This is a genomic window from Streptomyces sp. NPDC037288, from assembly GCF_055603265.1.
The window spans coordinates 67,846-82,378 of record NZ_JBVJVY010000008.1; the positions used below are offsets into that span (position 1 = coordinate 67,846).

Consider the following 14,533-nt stretch of genomic DNA (forward strand, 5'->3'; position numbering starts at 1 on the left):
ATGTCGCGAGGTACGGGGGTCACAGCCCCCGCGCCGCGTAGGCCCTGACGTCCGCGTCCGAGTCGCTGGTGGCCGTCGCGAGGGCGGCCCGCGCCTCTGCCGTGGCCCGGTGCCGGGTCAGAGCCAGCACGGCCGCCTTGCGCACGTCGGCGTTCGGGTCGGCCAGCGCCTCGGCCAGGGCGGGGACGGCGGTCCCGGCGGGCGCGGCCGACAGGGCGGTCGCGGCGCCGGAGCGGACCTGCCAGGCCGGGTCCGACAGCGCGGCCACGGCTCGGGCGGCGAGCGGAGCCGGGCAGCCGGTGCCCGCCAGCGCGGCGAGCGCGGCACCGCGCACCAGGGGATCGGTGTCCCCGGTGAGCCGGACCAGGGTGGCGGTGAGCAACTCGCGGTCGGCCGCGGCCAGGGACGCCGGGCCGACGGCGGCCAGGGCCTTGGCCACGGTGACCCGGACCTCCCGGGAGGGATCGTCCGCGGCATCCGCCAGCGGCCGGACCGCGTCGACGGAGACGAGCGCCCGTACGGCCTCCGTGCGGACGGCGATGTCGGGGTCGGCCAGCGCCGCCGCGAACACCGCGGCCTCACCGAGCCGCAGAGCGCGCAGCACATCGAGGGCGGCGGCACGGACCACGGGGTCGGACTCGGCGAGAGCGCCGGTGAGGGCGGTGCCCAGAGCCGGTTCGGGCGCCAGGGTCTCGACGAGTTCGCGCAGCGAGGCCGCGGCGGTCGCGCGGACCTCGGCGTCGGAGTCGGCGAGGGCACCGGCCAGGGCCTGCCCGGTGCCGGGCGGCACGGTCTCGGTGAGGACCGAGACTGCCGTACGCCGGACGGCGGGATCCTCGTCGGCCAAGTACGGCTCGAGGAGGTCGAGTTCGGGTTCCGCCTCGGCCAGCTCCAGCAGGTGCAGGAGCCGGGACGAGGCGGTGCCCGGCACGCCCGACGGGTCGGCAAAGGCGGTGGTACGCACGGACGTCGGTCCTGCGGCGACCGGCGCCACCTCGCGCGGCCCGGCCGTGGCGACCTGCTCGGGACGGACCTCGCCCAGCTGCCGGGAGGGACCGCCGACCGGCTCGAACTCCTCGACCGGGACCAGATACGGAGCCACGGGGCGGGCCGTGAACTCCATCGCACCAGAGGGGGACTTGTGCAGATCGAGATGGTGGAACCAGGAGACGTCGTCACGGCCGGGATGGTCGAGACGGTCGTGGTAGAGGCCCCAGCGGGACTCGGTGCGGGCGAGAGAGGCGCGGGCGGCCATCTCGGCGCAGTCGCGGATGAAGGTGACCTCGGCGCAGCGCATCAGCTCGTGCGGGGTGCGGGCGCCCATGGCGGCGACGTCGGCGCGCATCCGCTCGAAGGCCTCGAGGGCGAGGGAGAGGCGCGCGCCGGACTTCGGAGGTGCCACGTAGTCGTTCACGAAACGGCGCAGCTTGTACTCGACCTGGGTCTGCGGCGGGCCGTCCGGGTTGCGCAGCGGGCGGTAGATCAGCTCGTGCGCCTCGCGCACCTGGTCGGCGGGAAGCTCACCGTCGTACGCCGTGTACTGGGCGGCGTCCGCGCCGGCGAGGTCGCCGAAGACGAACGCGCCGATCATGTAGTTGTGCGGGACACAGGCGAGGTCACCGGCGGCGTACAGGCGGGGGACGGTCGTACGGGCGTGGTCGTCGACACGGACGCCGGAGGCGGAGTGGCCACCGCACAGGCCGATCTCGGAGATGTGCATCTCGACGTCGTGGGTGCGGTAGTCGTGCCCGCGGCCGGCGTGGAAGGTGCCGCGGGTGGGCCGCTCGGTGGAGTGCAGGATCGACTCCAGGGCGGAGACCGACTCCTCGGGGAGATGGCTGAGCTTGAGGTAGACCGGGCCGCGGTCGCTGGCGACCTCGGCGGCGAACTCGGCCATCATCTGCCCCGACCAGTAGTCGGAGTCGACGAAGCGCTCGCCGTGCCGGTTGACCTGGTAGCCGCCGAAGGGGTTGGCGACGTAGGCGCAGGCCGGGCCGTTGTAGTCCTTGATCAGCGGGTTGATCTGGAAGCACTCGATACCGGTCAGCTCGGCGCCCGCGTGGTAGGCCATGGCGTACCCGTCACCGGCGTTGGTGGGGTTCTCGTAGGTGCCGTAGAGGTAGCCGGAGGCGGGCAGGCCGAGCCGGCCGCAGGCGCCGGTGGCGAGGATGACCGCGCCCGCGCGGACGGTGACGAAGGCGCCGGTGCGGGTGTGGAAGCCGACGGCGCCCACGGCCCGCCCCTCGGCGGTGAGGACCCGGACCGGCATCACCCGGTTCTCGATCCGGATGCGCTCCCGCATCTCCCGCCGCCGCAACTGCCGGTACAGGACCTTTTTGACGTCCTTGCCCTCTGGCATGGGCAGTACGTACGAGCCGGAGCGATGGACCTGGCGCACCGCGTACTCTCCGTGCTCGTCCTTCTCGAACTTGACCCCGTACGACTCCAGCCGCTGGACCATCGCGAAGCCGCGGGTGGCGGTCTGGCGGACGGTGGACTGGTCGACGATGCCGTCATTGGCGCGGGTGATCTCGGCGACGTAGTCGTCGGGCTCGGCGCGACCGGGGATGACCGCGTTGTTGACGCCGTCCATGCCCATGGCGAGCGCGCCGGAGTGGCGGACGTGGGCCTTCTCCAGCAGCAGCACGTTCGCACCGCGCTCGGCGGCGGTCAGGGCGGCCATGGTGCCGGCGGTGCCGCCGCCGATGACGAGGACGTCGCAGGTCAGCTGCTCGGCGTCGGCGACGGCGGGAATCTCCAGGGAAGTGGACGCGGGGGTGGTCACCGGGGTGCCTTTCAGGAGCCGAGCGAGGTGAGGATGTCGCGGCGCAAGGCCACACGGGCCGGGTCGTCGACGGCCCCACGGTCGCGCGGCCCGGGTACGTCGCGTACGGCGGCCACCCGGCCGGAGCCGAGCAGGGCCACGCGGTCACCGAGGAAGAGGGCCTCGTCCACGTCATGCGTGACGAAGACGACGGTCGCGCCCGTGCCGCGCAGCACGTCCACCAGCAGGTCCCGCATGCCGGAGCGGGTCTGGGCGTCCAGGGCGCCGAAAGGCTCGTCCATGAGGACGGCGCGCGGGCTGTCGGCCAAGGCGCGGGCCAACTGGGCGCGCTGGCGCTGCCCGCCGGAGACCCGGTGCGGCAACTGCCCGGCCTGCGCGCTGAGTCCGACGCGGGCGAGCCAGGACTCGGCCCGGGAACGGCGTGCGGAGCGCGGTACGCCACTGATGGCGAGCGGCAGTTCGACGTTCCCGCGCAAGGTGCGCCAGGGGAGCAGCGCGTCCTCCTGGAAGACCAGCGCACGGTCGGCCGACGGCCCCGTCAGCGGGACGCCGTCCGCCTCCGCGGCGCCACCCAGGGGAGGCAGCAGCCCGGCGAGGGTGCGCAGCAGCGTGGACTTGCCGCAGCCGGAAGGGCCCACGACGGTCAGGATCTCGCCGGGGGACACGTCCAGGTCGACGTCGTACAACACCGGCGCGTCCGGGCGGCCGAGCACGGTGGAACGGAAGGTGAGCCGGGTGCCGCGTACGGCCTTCGATGCCGGCGCGACGGGAGCGGTGACGGTCTCAGACGAGGTGCTCATCACGGGCCTCCTCGGTGTCGTTCTGGCCCTGCTGCTCGGGCTGGGCCTGCTGCTCGGGATCGCCGTCGGCGCGACCGGGGGCGGCGACAGGCCGGGACACGCGGGTGCGGCCGGCGGGGACGTACGAGGTGCGGGGCAGCCACCGGGTCAGACGCCGGCCGAGGACTTCCACGGCCGTGGAGGTGACCCAGCCGAGGACGCCGATCGTGACCATGCCGACGAAGACGCCCGGGTAGTTCACCACCGTGTAGTCCTGCCAGGTGCGGTAGCCGACGCCGTACTGGCCGGAGATCATCTCGGCGGAGATCACGCAGATCCACGACACGCCGATGCCGACCGACAGCCCGCCGAAAATGCCGGGCAGTGCGCCCGGCAGTACCACCGAGCAGAGGATCCGCAGCCGGCCGCCGCCCATGGTGCACACCGCTTCCTCCCAGACGGGGGTGAGGGCACGGACCGCGTGCCGGGTGGAGACCAGCACAGGGAAGAAGGCGGCGGTGCAGGTGATGAAGACGATGCCCTGCTCATTGGAGGGGAAGAGGAGGATCGCGACGGGGACGAGGGCGATCGCCGGTATCGGGCGGATCACCTCCAGGACCGGACCGAGCAGATCCTCGGCGAGGCGCGAGCGGGCCACGAGCACGCCCGTCGCCACGCCCAGGACGGCCGCCAGCGCGAAGCCGGTGAGGATCCGGGTGAGGCTGTCGGTGAGGTCGGTCCAGTAGTCGTCGCCGGAGAGCCGGTCGCCGAAGGCGCGGGCCACGTCCGTGACCGTCGGGAACTGCGAGAACCGCAGCCACAGGTTCACGTCCAGGCTGGTCAGCAGTTGCCACAGGCCGAGGAACGCGGCCAGCGATGCCGTCCGCAGCGCATACCGGGCCAGGGGCCGCCGGGTCATGAGGCCCGCTCCAGCGCCTCGCGGTACGACACGGTACGGGCGCCGCCGTGGGCGGTGACGTAGGCCTGCGCGGTCGCCGGGGTGACGAAGGGCAGCAGCTGGTTGCCATCGGCTACCCACACCGCCTTGTCGGCGAACCAGAGGGTGCCGGTGGCGGCGTCGGGTACATATGTGGCGCGGATGCCGGCCTGGTGCCCGGCCACGTAGGCCAGCAGTTCCTTCGCGGACGTGAACGAGAGCGCCTTCTCGCTGCCCTTGGGCCACACCTCGCTCGCAGCCGGTGCGGGTGCGGCGGCAAGGCGCTTGGCGTAGGAGGCGCTGAGGGCTTTCTTGACGTACTGGTCGTCGACGAAGGAGTCCACGTCGATGTCGCCGGTCAGTTTGGCGGCCTTCAGTACGGACACGTCCTGCTTGAGCGCGGAGACGAGCTGCGGCTTGACCGCCGGGTCGAAGGTGGCGATGCCGTGGGCACCGTTGTAGAGGTAGACCACCTCGGCGGGCAGGCCGGTGGCTTCGGCGACCTTCTCGGAAGCGGCGACGGGCTGGGCGTTGAGGTAGTCCGTCGCCTCCGCCTGGGCCTTGAGGAAAGCCTCCAGGACGGCCGGACGCTGCTGGGCGAAGTCCTCGCGGGCGGTGACGCCGTGGAAGGTGGGCAGGTTCAGCTGGGCGCCGTCGTACAGCGCCTTGGCACTGCCCTGGTAGGTGAGAAGGCCCGGCCAGGCGACGAACTGCGACAGGGCGTCCACGCTGCCTGAGGAGAGCGCCGAGGCGCCCACGGCGGGCTGCTGGTTGAGTTTGGAGATGCCCTTGTCCGGGTCGATGCCGGCGCGTTGCAGGGCCCGTACGAGAGTGCCGTCCGCGGCGGAACCGATGCTCGTGGAGACCTTCTTGCCCTTCAGGTCCTTCAGGGAGGTGAGTTTCGAATCGGGCGCGGTGACGACGGTGTTGAGGCCGCCCCGCAGGTTGTAACCGGTCACCGAGATCAGGTGGGTGGGCCGGCCGAGCTGTTTGCCGCGGGCCGCGTTGAGCAGCAGCGGGAAATCGCCCATCGAGCCGATGTCGATCTTGCCGGCGGTCATCTGGGCGGTGATCGGAGCGCCGGTGGCGTAGTCCTGCCAGTCGACCTTGTAGGTGTGGCCGTCATGCAGGGAGTTGAGCTGCTTCTCGAAGTAGCCGAGGGAGCGCAGCAGCGTGCCCGCGGTGACGGTGTTGATGGTCTTGGACTGGTAGCCGACGGTCACGGTGACCGTGGAGCCGCTGCCCGCTTCGGCGCTGCCGCCGCAGGCGGACAGGGGAAGGAGGAACGCGATGGCGGATGCGGCGACTGCCGTTCGTTTCATGATGGTTGTACCTCTCACCGCAGCAGATAGGGCATGTTGACCGTGACGGCTCCGGTGGGGCAGCGGGCTGCGCACGGGCCGCAGTACCAGCACTCGTCGACGTGCATGTACGCCTTGCCGTTGGTCTCGTCGATGGCCAGGGAGTCCAGCGGGCACATGTCCACGCAGAGGGTGCAGCCGTCGATGCACTTCGACTCGTCGATGGTCACGGGCACGTCGGCCCGCTGGGGCGCCAAGGGCATGGCTGTCTCCAGGAAACGTGCAGGCAAGGGGCGTGTTACGACCGGTGGAGCAGGCCGCTCATGGTGATCCGGTCGCCGCGGAAGCGGATGAACTCCAGGTCGACGGGGCGGCCGTCGGCGAGGTGGGTGAGGCGTTCCAGCATCAGTACGGCGGCGCCGCGCGGGGCCTGGAGCACGGCGGCGGAGTGGGTGTCCGCGTTCACCGCCTCCAGGGTGATCTCGGCGTGGCCGAGGCGCTGGCCGGTGATGGCTTCCAGGAGGCGGAAGACATCGGTGTTCTCCAGGTCGGCGCCGAGCAGGGCGGTGCCGATGTCGAGCGGGATGTAGGTGAGGTCGAGGGAGAGCGGGAGGCCGTTCAGGCGGCGCAGACGCTCGATGTAGAGGACGTCGGCGCCGGCGGGGATACGGAGGCGGTCGGCCACCGGGACGGGTGCGGGGGCGGGGCCCATGGTGCGGACCTCGTTGGTGACGCGGCCGTGTTCGCGGAGGGTTTCCGCGAGGCCCATCAGACGGTCGAGCCCGTGCGGGTACTTCTGGGCGACGACCACGGTGCCGACTCCGGGCAGCCGCTCCACCAGCCCCTCGGCCCGGAGCAGGTCCAGGGCCTGGCGGACGGTGTTGCGGGAGGCGCGGTAGTCGGCGGCGAGGGTCGACTCGTGGGGGAGGGGGCCGTTCTGGAATACGCCGGTGAGGATCTGGTGGCGCAGCAGGTCGGCGAGCTGCCGGGCCCGGTCCGCACGCAGCCGTCGACGCGTGCGGTGGGCGGCGACGGTGGTCGCGGCGCCTTGACCGGCGTGGTCTCGGGGGCGGTCGGTGGGTGGCATGGCCGAAACCATACCGACCCGGTAGGGAATGGGGTGTTGCTGAAGTGTTGCGCCAGGTGAGGGGTCGTTGGATACCGCGCTGAGCTGCGCTTTTTCCGGTGCGGGCGGGAAGATCTGCCACCGGGTGGTCGGGTCAGGAGAGTGCTGTCAGGCCCGGTGCGAACGTGATCAGGAGCGGCAGCAAGGGCACCAGCGCGGCCACCGTCGTCGTCAGCGCCCGGTGCCGGCGCAGCAGCCGCGGTGGCGGCTCCAGCAGGCGGTCCACGCGCTCGCCGAGGAGGCGCCGGCTGGAGTCGCAGGACAGGACGCCCCGGTGCTGGTTCAGCTCGATCAGCGCGAGGGCCGTGGTGAGGTGCCCGCAGCGCCGGGACGCCGTGTCGTCGGCGGCCAGCTCGACCAGGCGGTGCGTCTGGTCGCAGAAGTGCGCGAAGAGCGGTACGCGTGGGAAGCCCGTGGCGAGCGCGGTGGACAGGTGCAGCAGCCAGTCGTGGTGGGCACGCGCGTGCCCGCGCTCATGGGTGAGGACGGCGTCCAGCTGGTGGTCGGTGAGGCGCTGCAGCGCCCCCGTCGTGACGACCAGCTGCGGCGGGTGTCCCGGCATCCACCAGGCGTCCGGGTATTCGTCCTCCAGCACCAGCATCGGGCCGCGCGCCCCGGGCAGGCCGGCCGGCAGATCGGGGGCACGCTCCCGCAGGTGCGCGCGGGCCTGGCCGCGGCTGCGGCGGGCCTCGACGAGTTCCCGGCCCAGCATCGCCGTCGTCCAGGCGGCTCCGCAGGCCAGCAGCACGGTGAGGGCGGCGGCCCACACCGGCGCGGAGGAGAGGTCGTAGGCGGCGGTGACGGAGGGCGGCGCGGGGGCGAAGACACGCTCGCGGACGGTGTGGAAGACGGCCGCCGTGCCCAGTACCAGTGCCGCCAGACAGCACAGCAGGACGGTGGCGACCAGGCACTGCCACACCCACAGCGCGACCACCGGTTCCCGCTCGGGCCAGGCCGCGCGGGTCAGCGCGCGTGGTGCCGGCAGGGCGGCCGTCAGGGCGACGACGCTCAGCAGGAGCAGGCAGACGGTCATGCCGGGGCTCCGGTTCCTGGTCGGAGAGTTGTGCGGGTGTCGGTGGTGCGGGGCGGCGCGCCGAGGGTGCGTCGCGTGTGGTGCGTGCCCGCCCAGTATGACGGTGAGGGGCGGCGAGAGTCAGGTCTCGGCGGTGATCGGTCTTGTGGTTGCGTCGCCGGCTGTCCTTCCCGTCCGGTGCGCCCGACTGTCCTTCCCGTCCGGCGTGCCTGGCCTTCGGGTGCGGATGCGTTACGTCCGCCGCTCCTGGAACGCGCGCCGTACCGCCTCCAGCACGTCGTCCTCTCCGAAGTCCAGGGCCGCCGCCCAGGCCACGAAGTCACGTGTGCCGTCGGCGAGTTCCGCCGTTTCGCGGCGGCGGGTGCCCGGTGGTGGCGGAGCCACCCGGGTCCCAGCGCCGCGCCGGGTCCGGATCAGGGACGCCGCCTCCAGTTCGCGGTAGGCACGGGCGACGGTGCCCGCTGCCAGGCCGAGGTCCGCGGCCAGTTGCCGTACCGTCGGCAGCCGCTCGCCCTCGGCCAGTCGTCCGCTGCTGATCAGGGCGGCGAGCTGGGCGCGGATCTGCTCGTAGGGCGGGACGGGGCTGGTCGTGTCGACCCGGACGGCGGTGCCGCTCACCGGCGTGCCCCCGCTCGGCGGCGCCACCCCGCCCGGGGCGAGCACACGGTGAAGAGCATCCACGGCGCGGTCACCAGCGAGATCAGTGCGAGCGGCAGCAGGAGCATGTTGGCCGCGGTGCCCGCGGCGCCGTCGCACGTCATGCTCGTCAGGGCGCCCGAGGCCGTTGCGGCCGCGCCGAGCAGCGAGGTGGAGACGACGATCCCCCAGGCGGCCACGATCGCCAGCGAGCGGTCGCGGCGGGACTGCTCGTCGCCGGGCCGGGTGGCGATCCGCCGCAGCGACCAGCCGCACGCGCCCGTGGCGGCGGCGAGGGAGGCCAGCATGGGCAGGCCGTAGGAGAGACCGGGCCAGGGGCCGTGCCCCTCGGTCATGCCCCGGCAGGTCAGGGTGAGTTCACGGCCGGCCCGCCCCAGGTCGTCCGGCGAGGCCACCGCGCCCGCCGTCGCCAGCAGTGCCACCAGGGCGACCGCGAGGACGGCCAGCAGCCAGGTCGTCCGCGGCGGTACGTAGTCGCGGATCCGGCGAGGTGCGAGCCCTGCGGTGCGGACGGCTCCCCGGGCCGGCGCGGTCAGTGCGTCGCCCACCAGGACGCCGGCGACCGCGCAGAGGCCGAACGCCGGGATGGCGTACAGCACGCCGTCGCCGTGGTGGAGTCGGGACAGCCAGACGGCCGCCAGGGCGCCCGTGGCCAGGCCCGTCCAGCGGGCGTAGCGGTCGACCGGCGCCCGGGAGGCGGTCGCCGGCGAGGTCATGTCGAGGTCGGTCATGGAAGTCCCCCGTGAAAAGCACGACTTGTACTCACCGCTTGTATCAAGCGGTGAGTACAAGATGCCCGGTCCGGCGAACTTGTGTCAATCTCTTGCTACAAGGTGGCTCTTCACCCCGCCACGACCCGCCCGCTGACCTCCCCCAGGCCGACACGGCGCCCGTCCGCCGCGGGAGCCCATGCCGACAGGGTCACCACGTCTCCGTCCTCCAGGAAGGTCCGCTTGCCGTCCGGGAGTTCGAGGGCGTCGCGGCCGTTCCAGGTCAGCTCCAGCAGAGAGCCGCGCTGACGCTCCTCGGGGCCGCTCACCGTGCCCGAGCCGTACAGGTCGCCGGTGCGCAGCGAGGCACCGTTCACCGTCATGTGGGCGAGCTGCTGTGCGGCGGTCCAGTACATGGTCGAGAACGGCGGCTCGGAGACCACATGGCCGTTGATCGCGACGGAGATTCGCAGGTCGTAGCCGCCGGGGTCGATGCCGGGCGCCGAGTCGTCCAGGTACGGCAGCAGCGGGTGCGTGCGCTGCGGGGGCGCCACGCGCGCGTGCTCCAGTGCTTCCAGCGGGGTGATCCATGCCGACACCGAGGTCGCGAAGGACTTGCCGAGGAAGGGCCCGAGGGGGACGTACTCCCAGGCCTGGATGTCCCGCGCGGACCAGTCGTTCAGCAGGCACAGTCCGAAGACGTGGTCGCTAAAGTCGGCCAGCGCGACCGGACTGCCCAGCGCGGACGGCACACCCACGACGAAGCCGACCTCCGCCTCGATGTCCAGCCGGATCGACGGCCCGAAGACGGGTGCCGGGTCGGCCGGGGCCTTGCGCTGCCCGGAGGGCCGTACGACGTCCGTACCGGAGACGACGACCGTGCCGGAGCGGCCGTGGTATCCGATGGGCAGGTGCTTCCAGTTGGGGGTGAGGGAGTCCTCGGCGTCCGGGCGGAAGATCTGGCCGACGTTGCGGGCGTGGTTCTCCGAGGCGTAGAAGTCGACGTAGTCCGCCACCTCGAAGGGCAGGTGCAGGGTCACCTCGGACAGGGGGTGGAACAGCGGCTCGACGGCCTCGCGGTGCGCGGGGTCCGTGACCCAGGCCGTGACGGCGCGCCGTACCTCCGACCAGGTGGGGCGGCCGGCGGCCAGCAGCGGGTTGAGGGTGGGGCGTGCGAGCAGCGCGTGGTGGGGTGAGCCGAGGGCGGCGGCTGCGGCGCCCGCGTCGAGGACGTGGTCCCCGAGCCGGACGCCGACCCTCCGCTCCGTACTGCCGGAGGGCGAGAACACGCCATAGGGAAGGTTGTGCGGTCCGAAGGGGTCGCCCTCGGGGACGTCGAAGGGGGGCATGGGGTGCTGCCTCACTCTCATCCGGGCCGTGCACGGCGATCGTTCCATGTGGTCGCGCCACACGTTACGGCTGGGATGCCTGTCTTGGGCAGTGCCTCCTGTGGCGCCCGGGGGATGTCCGAAGGTGTGTGTCGAAGAAGCTTCGAAAGGTTGCTCGTACCCTGCCTAAAGAGTTCGCAATGTCCGGATAAGCCTTGTCGGAGGCGGTAATTCCGGCTTAGCGTCCTTTGGGGACGCGGACGGGGTGGGTCCGTTCCATTGGGGGGACACGTGGGGGGACCCGTGGCCGGAGACACCGTCGGGTTGCCGTTCGAGGCGGACCGGGACGTACCAGGACTGATCGTCAAGTTCGGCGACTACCCGCTGCACCACGGCGGCGTCGGGGCGATCCGCAGCCTGGGCCGGCTCGGCGTGCCCATGTATGCCATCACCGAGGACGCGTACACGCCCGCGGCCTCCTCCCGTTATCTGAAGAAGGCCTTCGTATGGCCGACGACCGGTGCGGAGGACCCGGACCGCCTGGTCGAGGGCCTGCTGCGCATCGGCCGCCGTATCGGCCGCCCCACCGTCCTCGTCCCGACCGACGAGGAGGCCGCCGTACTGATCGCGGAACACCAGGACGAGCTGGCCGGATCTTTTCTCTTCCCGCGTGTCGACCCCGTCCTGCCGCGCCGGCTCGCCAGCAAGCAGGGCCTGCACGAACTGTGCGTGGAGCACGGCATCGCGAGTCCCGCGTCGGCGTTCCCCGAGTCGTACGACGACGTCGTCGCCTTCGCCGACACGGCCCGCTTCCCGGTGGTGGCCAAGAACCGGGAGGCGTTCGTACGGCGCACCCGTCCCGCGGTGGGCGGCACCACGAGGATCGCCACCCGCGAGGGTCTGCTCACCCTCGCCCGGGACTGGGGGGCGCGGCCGGGCGTGATCCTCCAGGAGTATCTGCCGCGCGAGGAGGCCGAGGACTGGATCGTGCACGCCTGCTTCGGCCAGGACTCCAGCCCCCTCGCCCTGTTCACCGGCGTCAAGGTCCGCTCCTGGCCGCCGCACGCCGGCATGACGGCGAACGCGTACGTCGTCGACAACCCGGAACTCGCGGACCTCGCCGCACGTTTCATCAAGCAGATCGGCTACAGCGGCATCATCGACCTCGACCTGCGCTTCGACCGGCGCGACGGACAGTACAAGCTCCTCGACTTCAACCCCCGCGTGGGCGCCCAGTTCCGCCTCTTCGAGAACGAGTCGGGCGTGGACGTCGTACGCGCCATGCATCTGAATCTGACCGGCCGCCCCGTTCCGGAGGGGGAGCAGCGCGCCGGCCACCGCTACATCGTGGAGAACATCGACCTGCCCGCCCTGCTCGCCTACCGCCGCAGCGGCTATACGACGCCGCACGCGCCGGCGAAGGCGAGCGGGACGGAGCTGGCCTGGCTCGCGGGTGACGACCCGCTGCCGTTCCTCACGATGCTCGCCCGCTTCGTGCGTCCGGGCGCGAAGCACCTCTATCAGCTGTGGCGGACCAACCGCCGCGGCAGCAGCACATCCACGAAGTAGGCAAGGCCACCAAGCGTGGCGCACCGTGTCCTGGGGAGGGACTTCGTGACTCGACCGGTTGCAGTCATCGGGGCCGGGCCTTTCGGCCTGTCCACCGCCGCCCATCTGCGGGCGCGCGGCATCCCCGTCCGCGTCTTCGGCGACCCCATGGTCAGCTGGCGCGACCACATGCCCGAGGGCATGCTCCTGAAGTCGACGCCCGCCGCCTCCAACCTCGACTGCCCGCAGCCCGGTCACACCCTCGCCGACTACTGCGACGCGGCCGGGATCCGCCGCCTGGTGACCGACGAGGACATCATCCCGGTGGAGACGTTCATCGCCTACGGCGAGTGGTTCCAGCAGAAACTGATCCCCGGCCTGGAGCGGGTGCGGGTCGTCTCCGTGGACCGCGACAAGAGCGGCGGCTTCGAACTGAAGCTGGACTCGGGCGAGTTGTTCACCGCGCGTGCCGTCGTCGTCGCCACCGGGCTGTCCGGCCTGGCGCACCTCCCGGCGGAGCTCGCGGGAGCCGCGGCCGACGGACCGGCGCCCACGGGCCCGGTCTCTCACAGCTCCCAGCACCACGACCTGGGCCGCTTCGCCGGCAAGGAGCTGATCGTGATCGGCGCCGGCCAGTCCGCGCTGGAGACGGCCGCGCTCGCCGCCGAGGCGGGGGCACGCGTGCGTGTCGTCGCGCGTGGCCGCGGCCGGGTCGCCTTCGGCGCCCCGCCCTGGGACCAGCCGAAGCTGCGCCCCGAGTCCCCCTTCGGCCGGGCCTGGTCGCTGTGGGCGCTCAGCCACTACCCCCACCCCTACCGCTATCTGCCCGAGACCACCCGCCACTTCCTGGTCCGCCGGGTCCTCGGACCGCTCGGCGCCTGGTGGCTGCGCGAGCGCTTCCAGAGCGCCGTGCTGGTCCAGGACGTGGAGCGGGTGGTGGGCGCCGAGGCGCCGGACGGCAGCCCCGTCCTCACCGTCCGCACACACGGCGGACGCACCGAGCGGCTCACCGCCGACCACGTCATCGCCGCCACCGGCTACCGCGTCGACATCGCGGCGATGGACTTCCTCGGCCACGAACTGCGCACCCGGCTCGCCGTGAGCCGCGGTACGCCCAAACTCGGCCCCGGCTACGTCTCCTCCGTCTCCGGGCTGTATTTCACGGGCCTGCCGGCGGCGTCGTCGTACGGCCCGGTGATGCGCTTCGTCTGCGGTACGGAGTTCGCCTCTCCGCGCCTGACGGCACACCTGGCGGCGGCCCACGGCTGATGCCTCCGGGAAGGCCGACACGTCATCAAGGGGGCGGAGGGCGCCACTTGGGGCTGACCAGTACGTAAGTACGCAGGACGACAAGATGAGTCGGCGGGGCGAGGTATCCGTATTCTCTGATCATGGCCGCCTCCCCCGCGTACGCTCTGATCGCCACCGACCTGGACGGAACGCTGCTGCGCGGCGACGACACCGTCTCCGACCGGTCGCTCGCCGCGCTCGCGCGGGTGGCGCGGGCCGGTGTCCGGCATCTGGTGGTGACGGGCCGCCCGGCCCCGCGGGTACGGCCACTGCTCGAGCATCTCGGCTGCACGGGGCTCGCGGTGTGCGGGCAGGGCGCGCAGGTCTACGACGCCGCGTCCGGCCGTCTGCTGTGGTCGGTCCGGCTGGACCGGGAGCTGGCCGAGACCGCGCTCGGCAAGATCGAGGCCGAGGTGGGGCAGGTCTACGCGGCCGTCGACCAGGACGGCGTCGACGGGCTCACGCTCATCGAGCCGGGCTATCTGATGCCGCACCCGACCCTGCCCGCGGTGCGGGTCGGCCGGCGCGACGACCTGTGGTGCGAGCCCATCAGCAAGGTGCTGTTGCGCCATGCCGGCCTGTCCGACGACGAGTTGGCGGCGGTAGCGCGCGAGGTGGTGGGCTCGCTGGCGACGGTCACCATGTCGGGGCCGGGGACCGTGGAGCTGCAGCCGTCCGGGGTGACCAAGGCGACCGGCCTCGCGCTGGCCGCCGAGTGGCTCGGGATCGCCGCGCAGGAGGCCCTGGCGTTCGGCGACATGCCCAACGACATCCCGATGTTCGACTGGGCCGGACACGGGGTCGCCATGGCGAACGCGCACCCCGAACTCAAGGCGGTGGCCGACGAGATCACCCTGTCGAACGAGGACGACGGCATCGCCGCCGTCCTCGAAGGACTGTTTCCGACCGACTGACCGGCCCATCAGTAGGCGGCCGTCCGGCGCGGGCCCGCAGGACGCACGGTGGCCGCCCGGCGCGCCCCTTCCGTCAGGTGGGGGGCGTACCGGGCGGGCCGGTGACGTGCTGCCGGTCCGCGGAG

At 72.4% G+C, this 14,533-nt stretch carries 13 protein-coding genes; 3 read left to right on the top strand and 10 right to left on the bottom strand.

The genetic code is table 11. From position 1 onward, the window contains the following. Positions 1-19: 19 nt before the first annotated feature. From ACZ7GZ_RS12175 to fahA, 10 genes are all read right to left on the bottom strand, one after another. On the bottom strand, positions 20-2,785 hold the full coding sequence (locus tag ACZ7GZ_RS12175; protein WP_471023318.1) for a fumarate reductase/succinate dehydrogenase flavoprotein subunit: 2,766 nt from the start codon (positions 2,783-2,785) through the stop codon (positions 20-22). Between the two features lie 11 nt (positions 2,786-2,796). Further along, positions 2,797-3,585, bottom strand: coding sequence for an ABC transporter ATP-binding protein (locus ACZ7GZ_RS12180; protein WP_471023320.1), 789 nt, complete (start codon positions 3,583-3,585; stop codon positions 2,797-2,799). Further along, positions 3,569-4,483: an ABC transporter permease gene (locus ACZ7GZ_RS12185; RefSeq protein ID WP_471023322.1), complete on the bottom strand. Its 915-nt coding sequence runs from the start codon at positions 4,481-4,483 to the stop codon at positions 3,569-3,571. The genes ACZ7GZ_RS12180 and ACZ7GZ_RS12185 overlap by 17 nt, the downstream gene beginning before the upstream one ends. Continuing rightward, a complete protein-coding gene (locus ACZ7GZ_RS12190; protein ID WP_471023325.1) occupies positions 4,480-5,823 on the bottom strand; it encodes an ABC transporter substrate-binding protein in 1,344 nt (447 codons plus the stop codon). Before ACZ7GZ_RS12190 ends, ACZ7GZ_RS12185 begins: the two co-directional genes overlap by 4 nt. A 14-nt stretch (positions 5,824-5,837) precedes the next feature. Beyond that, positions 5,838-6,065 carry a 4Fe-4S dicluster domain-containing protein gene (locus tag ACZ7GZ_RS12195; RefSeq protein ID WP_031166915.1) on the bottom strand — a complete coding sequence of 76 codons (228 nt, stop codon included), beginning with the start codon at positions 6,063-6,065 and terminating at the stop codon, positions 5,838-5,840. A 35-nt stretch (positions 6,066-6,100) separates the two neighbouring features. After that, the gene (locus ACZ7GZ_RS12200) at positions 6,101-6,889 is read right to left on the bottom strand and encodes a GntR family transcriptional regulator (protein WP_471023327.1); all 789 of its coding nucleotides are present in this window, start codon (positions 6,887-6,889) and stop codon (positions 6,101-6,103) included. 133 nt (positions 6,890-7,022) lie between these two features. Further along, positions 7,023-7,961 (bottom strand): M56 family metallopeptidase, encoded by a 939-nt coding sequence (locus ACZ7GZ_RS12205; protein WP_471023329.1) that lies wholly within the window; start codon positions 7,959-7,961, stop codon positions 7,023-7,025. Positions 7,962-8,192: 231 nt separating this feature from the next. Continuing rightward, positions 8,193-8,579, bottom strand: coding sequence for a GntR family transcriptional regulator (locus ACZ7GZ_RS12210; RefSeq protein WP_471023332.1), 387 nt, complete (start codon positions 8,577-8,579; stop codon positions 8,193-8,195). Next, positions 8,576-9,349: a hypothetical protein gene (locus tag ACZ7GZ_RS12215; protein ID WP_471023334.1), complete on the bottom strand. Its 774-nt coding sequence runs from the start codon at positions 9,347-9,349 to the stop codon at positions 8,576-8,578. Before ACZ7GZ_RS12215 ends, ACZ7GZ_RS12210 begins: the two co-directional genes overlap by 4 nt. 110 nt (positions 9,350-9,459) lie before the next feature. Further along, the gene (fahA, locus tag ACZ7GZ_RS12220) at positions 9,460-10,677 is read right to left on the bottom strand and encodes a fumarylacetoacetase (protein ID WP_471023335.1); all 1,218 of its coding nucleotides are present in this window, start codon (positions 10,675-10,677) and stop codon (positions 9,460-9,462) included. Between the two features lie 303 nt (positions 10,678-10,980). Here fahA and ACZ7GZ_RS12225 point away from each other — a divergent pair, with 303 nt between their 5' ends. The 3 genes from ACZ7GZ_RS12225 (at position 10,981) to ACZ7GZ_RS12235 (ending at position 14,408) form a co-directional block, all read left to right on the top strand. Beyond that, complete coding sequence (locus ACZ7GZ_RS12225) at positions 10,981-12,225, top strand: carboxylate--amine ligase (protein ID WP_471023647.1); 1,245 nt, start codon at positions 10,981-10,983, stop codon at positions 12,223-12,225. 45 nt (positions 12,226-12,270) lie between these two features. Beyond that, positions 12,271-13,473, top strand: a complete 1,203-nt coding sequence (locus tag ACZ7GZ_RS12230) for an FAD-dependent oxidoreductase (protein ID WP_471023338.1) — start codon at positions 12,271-12,273, stop codon at positions 13,471-13,473. A gap of 122 nt (positions 13,474-13,595) precedes the next feature. Next, complete coding sequence (locus ACZ7GZ_RS12235) at positions 13,596-14,408, top strand: HAD family hydrolase (RefSeq protein ID WP_471023341.1); 813 nt, start codon at positions 13,596-13,598, stop codon at positions 14,406-14,408. Positions 14,409-14,533 lie beyond the last annotated feature (125 nt).

Excerpts from the sequence above, each read along its gene's own strand:
- ACZ7GZ_RS12180 (WP_471023320.1), bottom strand. The coding sequence starts at position 3,585 with ATGAGCACCTCGTCTGAGACCGTCACCGCTCCCGTCGCGCCGGCATCG.
- ACZ7GZ_RS12185 (WP_471023322.1), bottom strand. The coding sequence starts at position 4,483 with ATGACCCGGCGGCCCCTGGCCCGGTATGCGCTGCGGACGGCATCGCTG.
- ACZ7GZ_RS12190 (WP_471023325.1), bottom strand. The coding sequence starts at position 5,823 with ATGAAACGAACGGCAGTCGCCGCATCCGCCATCGCGTTCCTCCTTCCC.
- ACZ7GZ_RS12195 (WP_031166915.1), bottom strand. The coding sequence starts at position 6,065 with ATGCCCTTGGCGCCCCAGCGGGCCGACGTGCCCGTGACCATCGACGAG.
- ACZ7GZ_RS12200 (WP_471023327.1), bottom strand. The coding sequence starts at position 6,889 with ATGCCACCCACCGACCGCCCCCGAGACCACGCCGGTCAAGGCGCCGCG.
- ACZ7GZ_RS12205 (WP_471023329.1), bottom strand. The coding sequence starts at position 7,961 with ATGACCGTCTGCCTGCTCCTGCTGAGCGTCGTCGCCCTGACGGCCGCC.
- ACZ7GZ_RS12215 (WP_471023334.1), bottom strand. The coding sequence starts at position 9,349 with ATGACCGACCTCGACATGACCTCGCCGGCGACCGCCTCCCGGGCGCCG.
- fahA (WP_471023335.1), bottom strand. The coding sequence starts at position 10,677 with ATGCCCCCCTTCGACGTCCCCGAGGGCGACCCCTTCGGACCGCACAAC.
- ACZ7GZ_RS12235 (WP_471023341.1), top strand. The coding sequence starts at position 13,596 with ATGGCCGCCTCCCCCGCGTACGCTCTGATCGCCACCGACCTGGACGGA.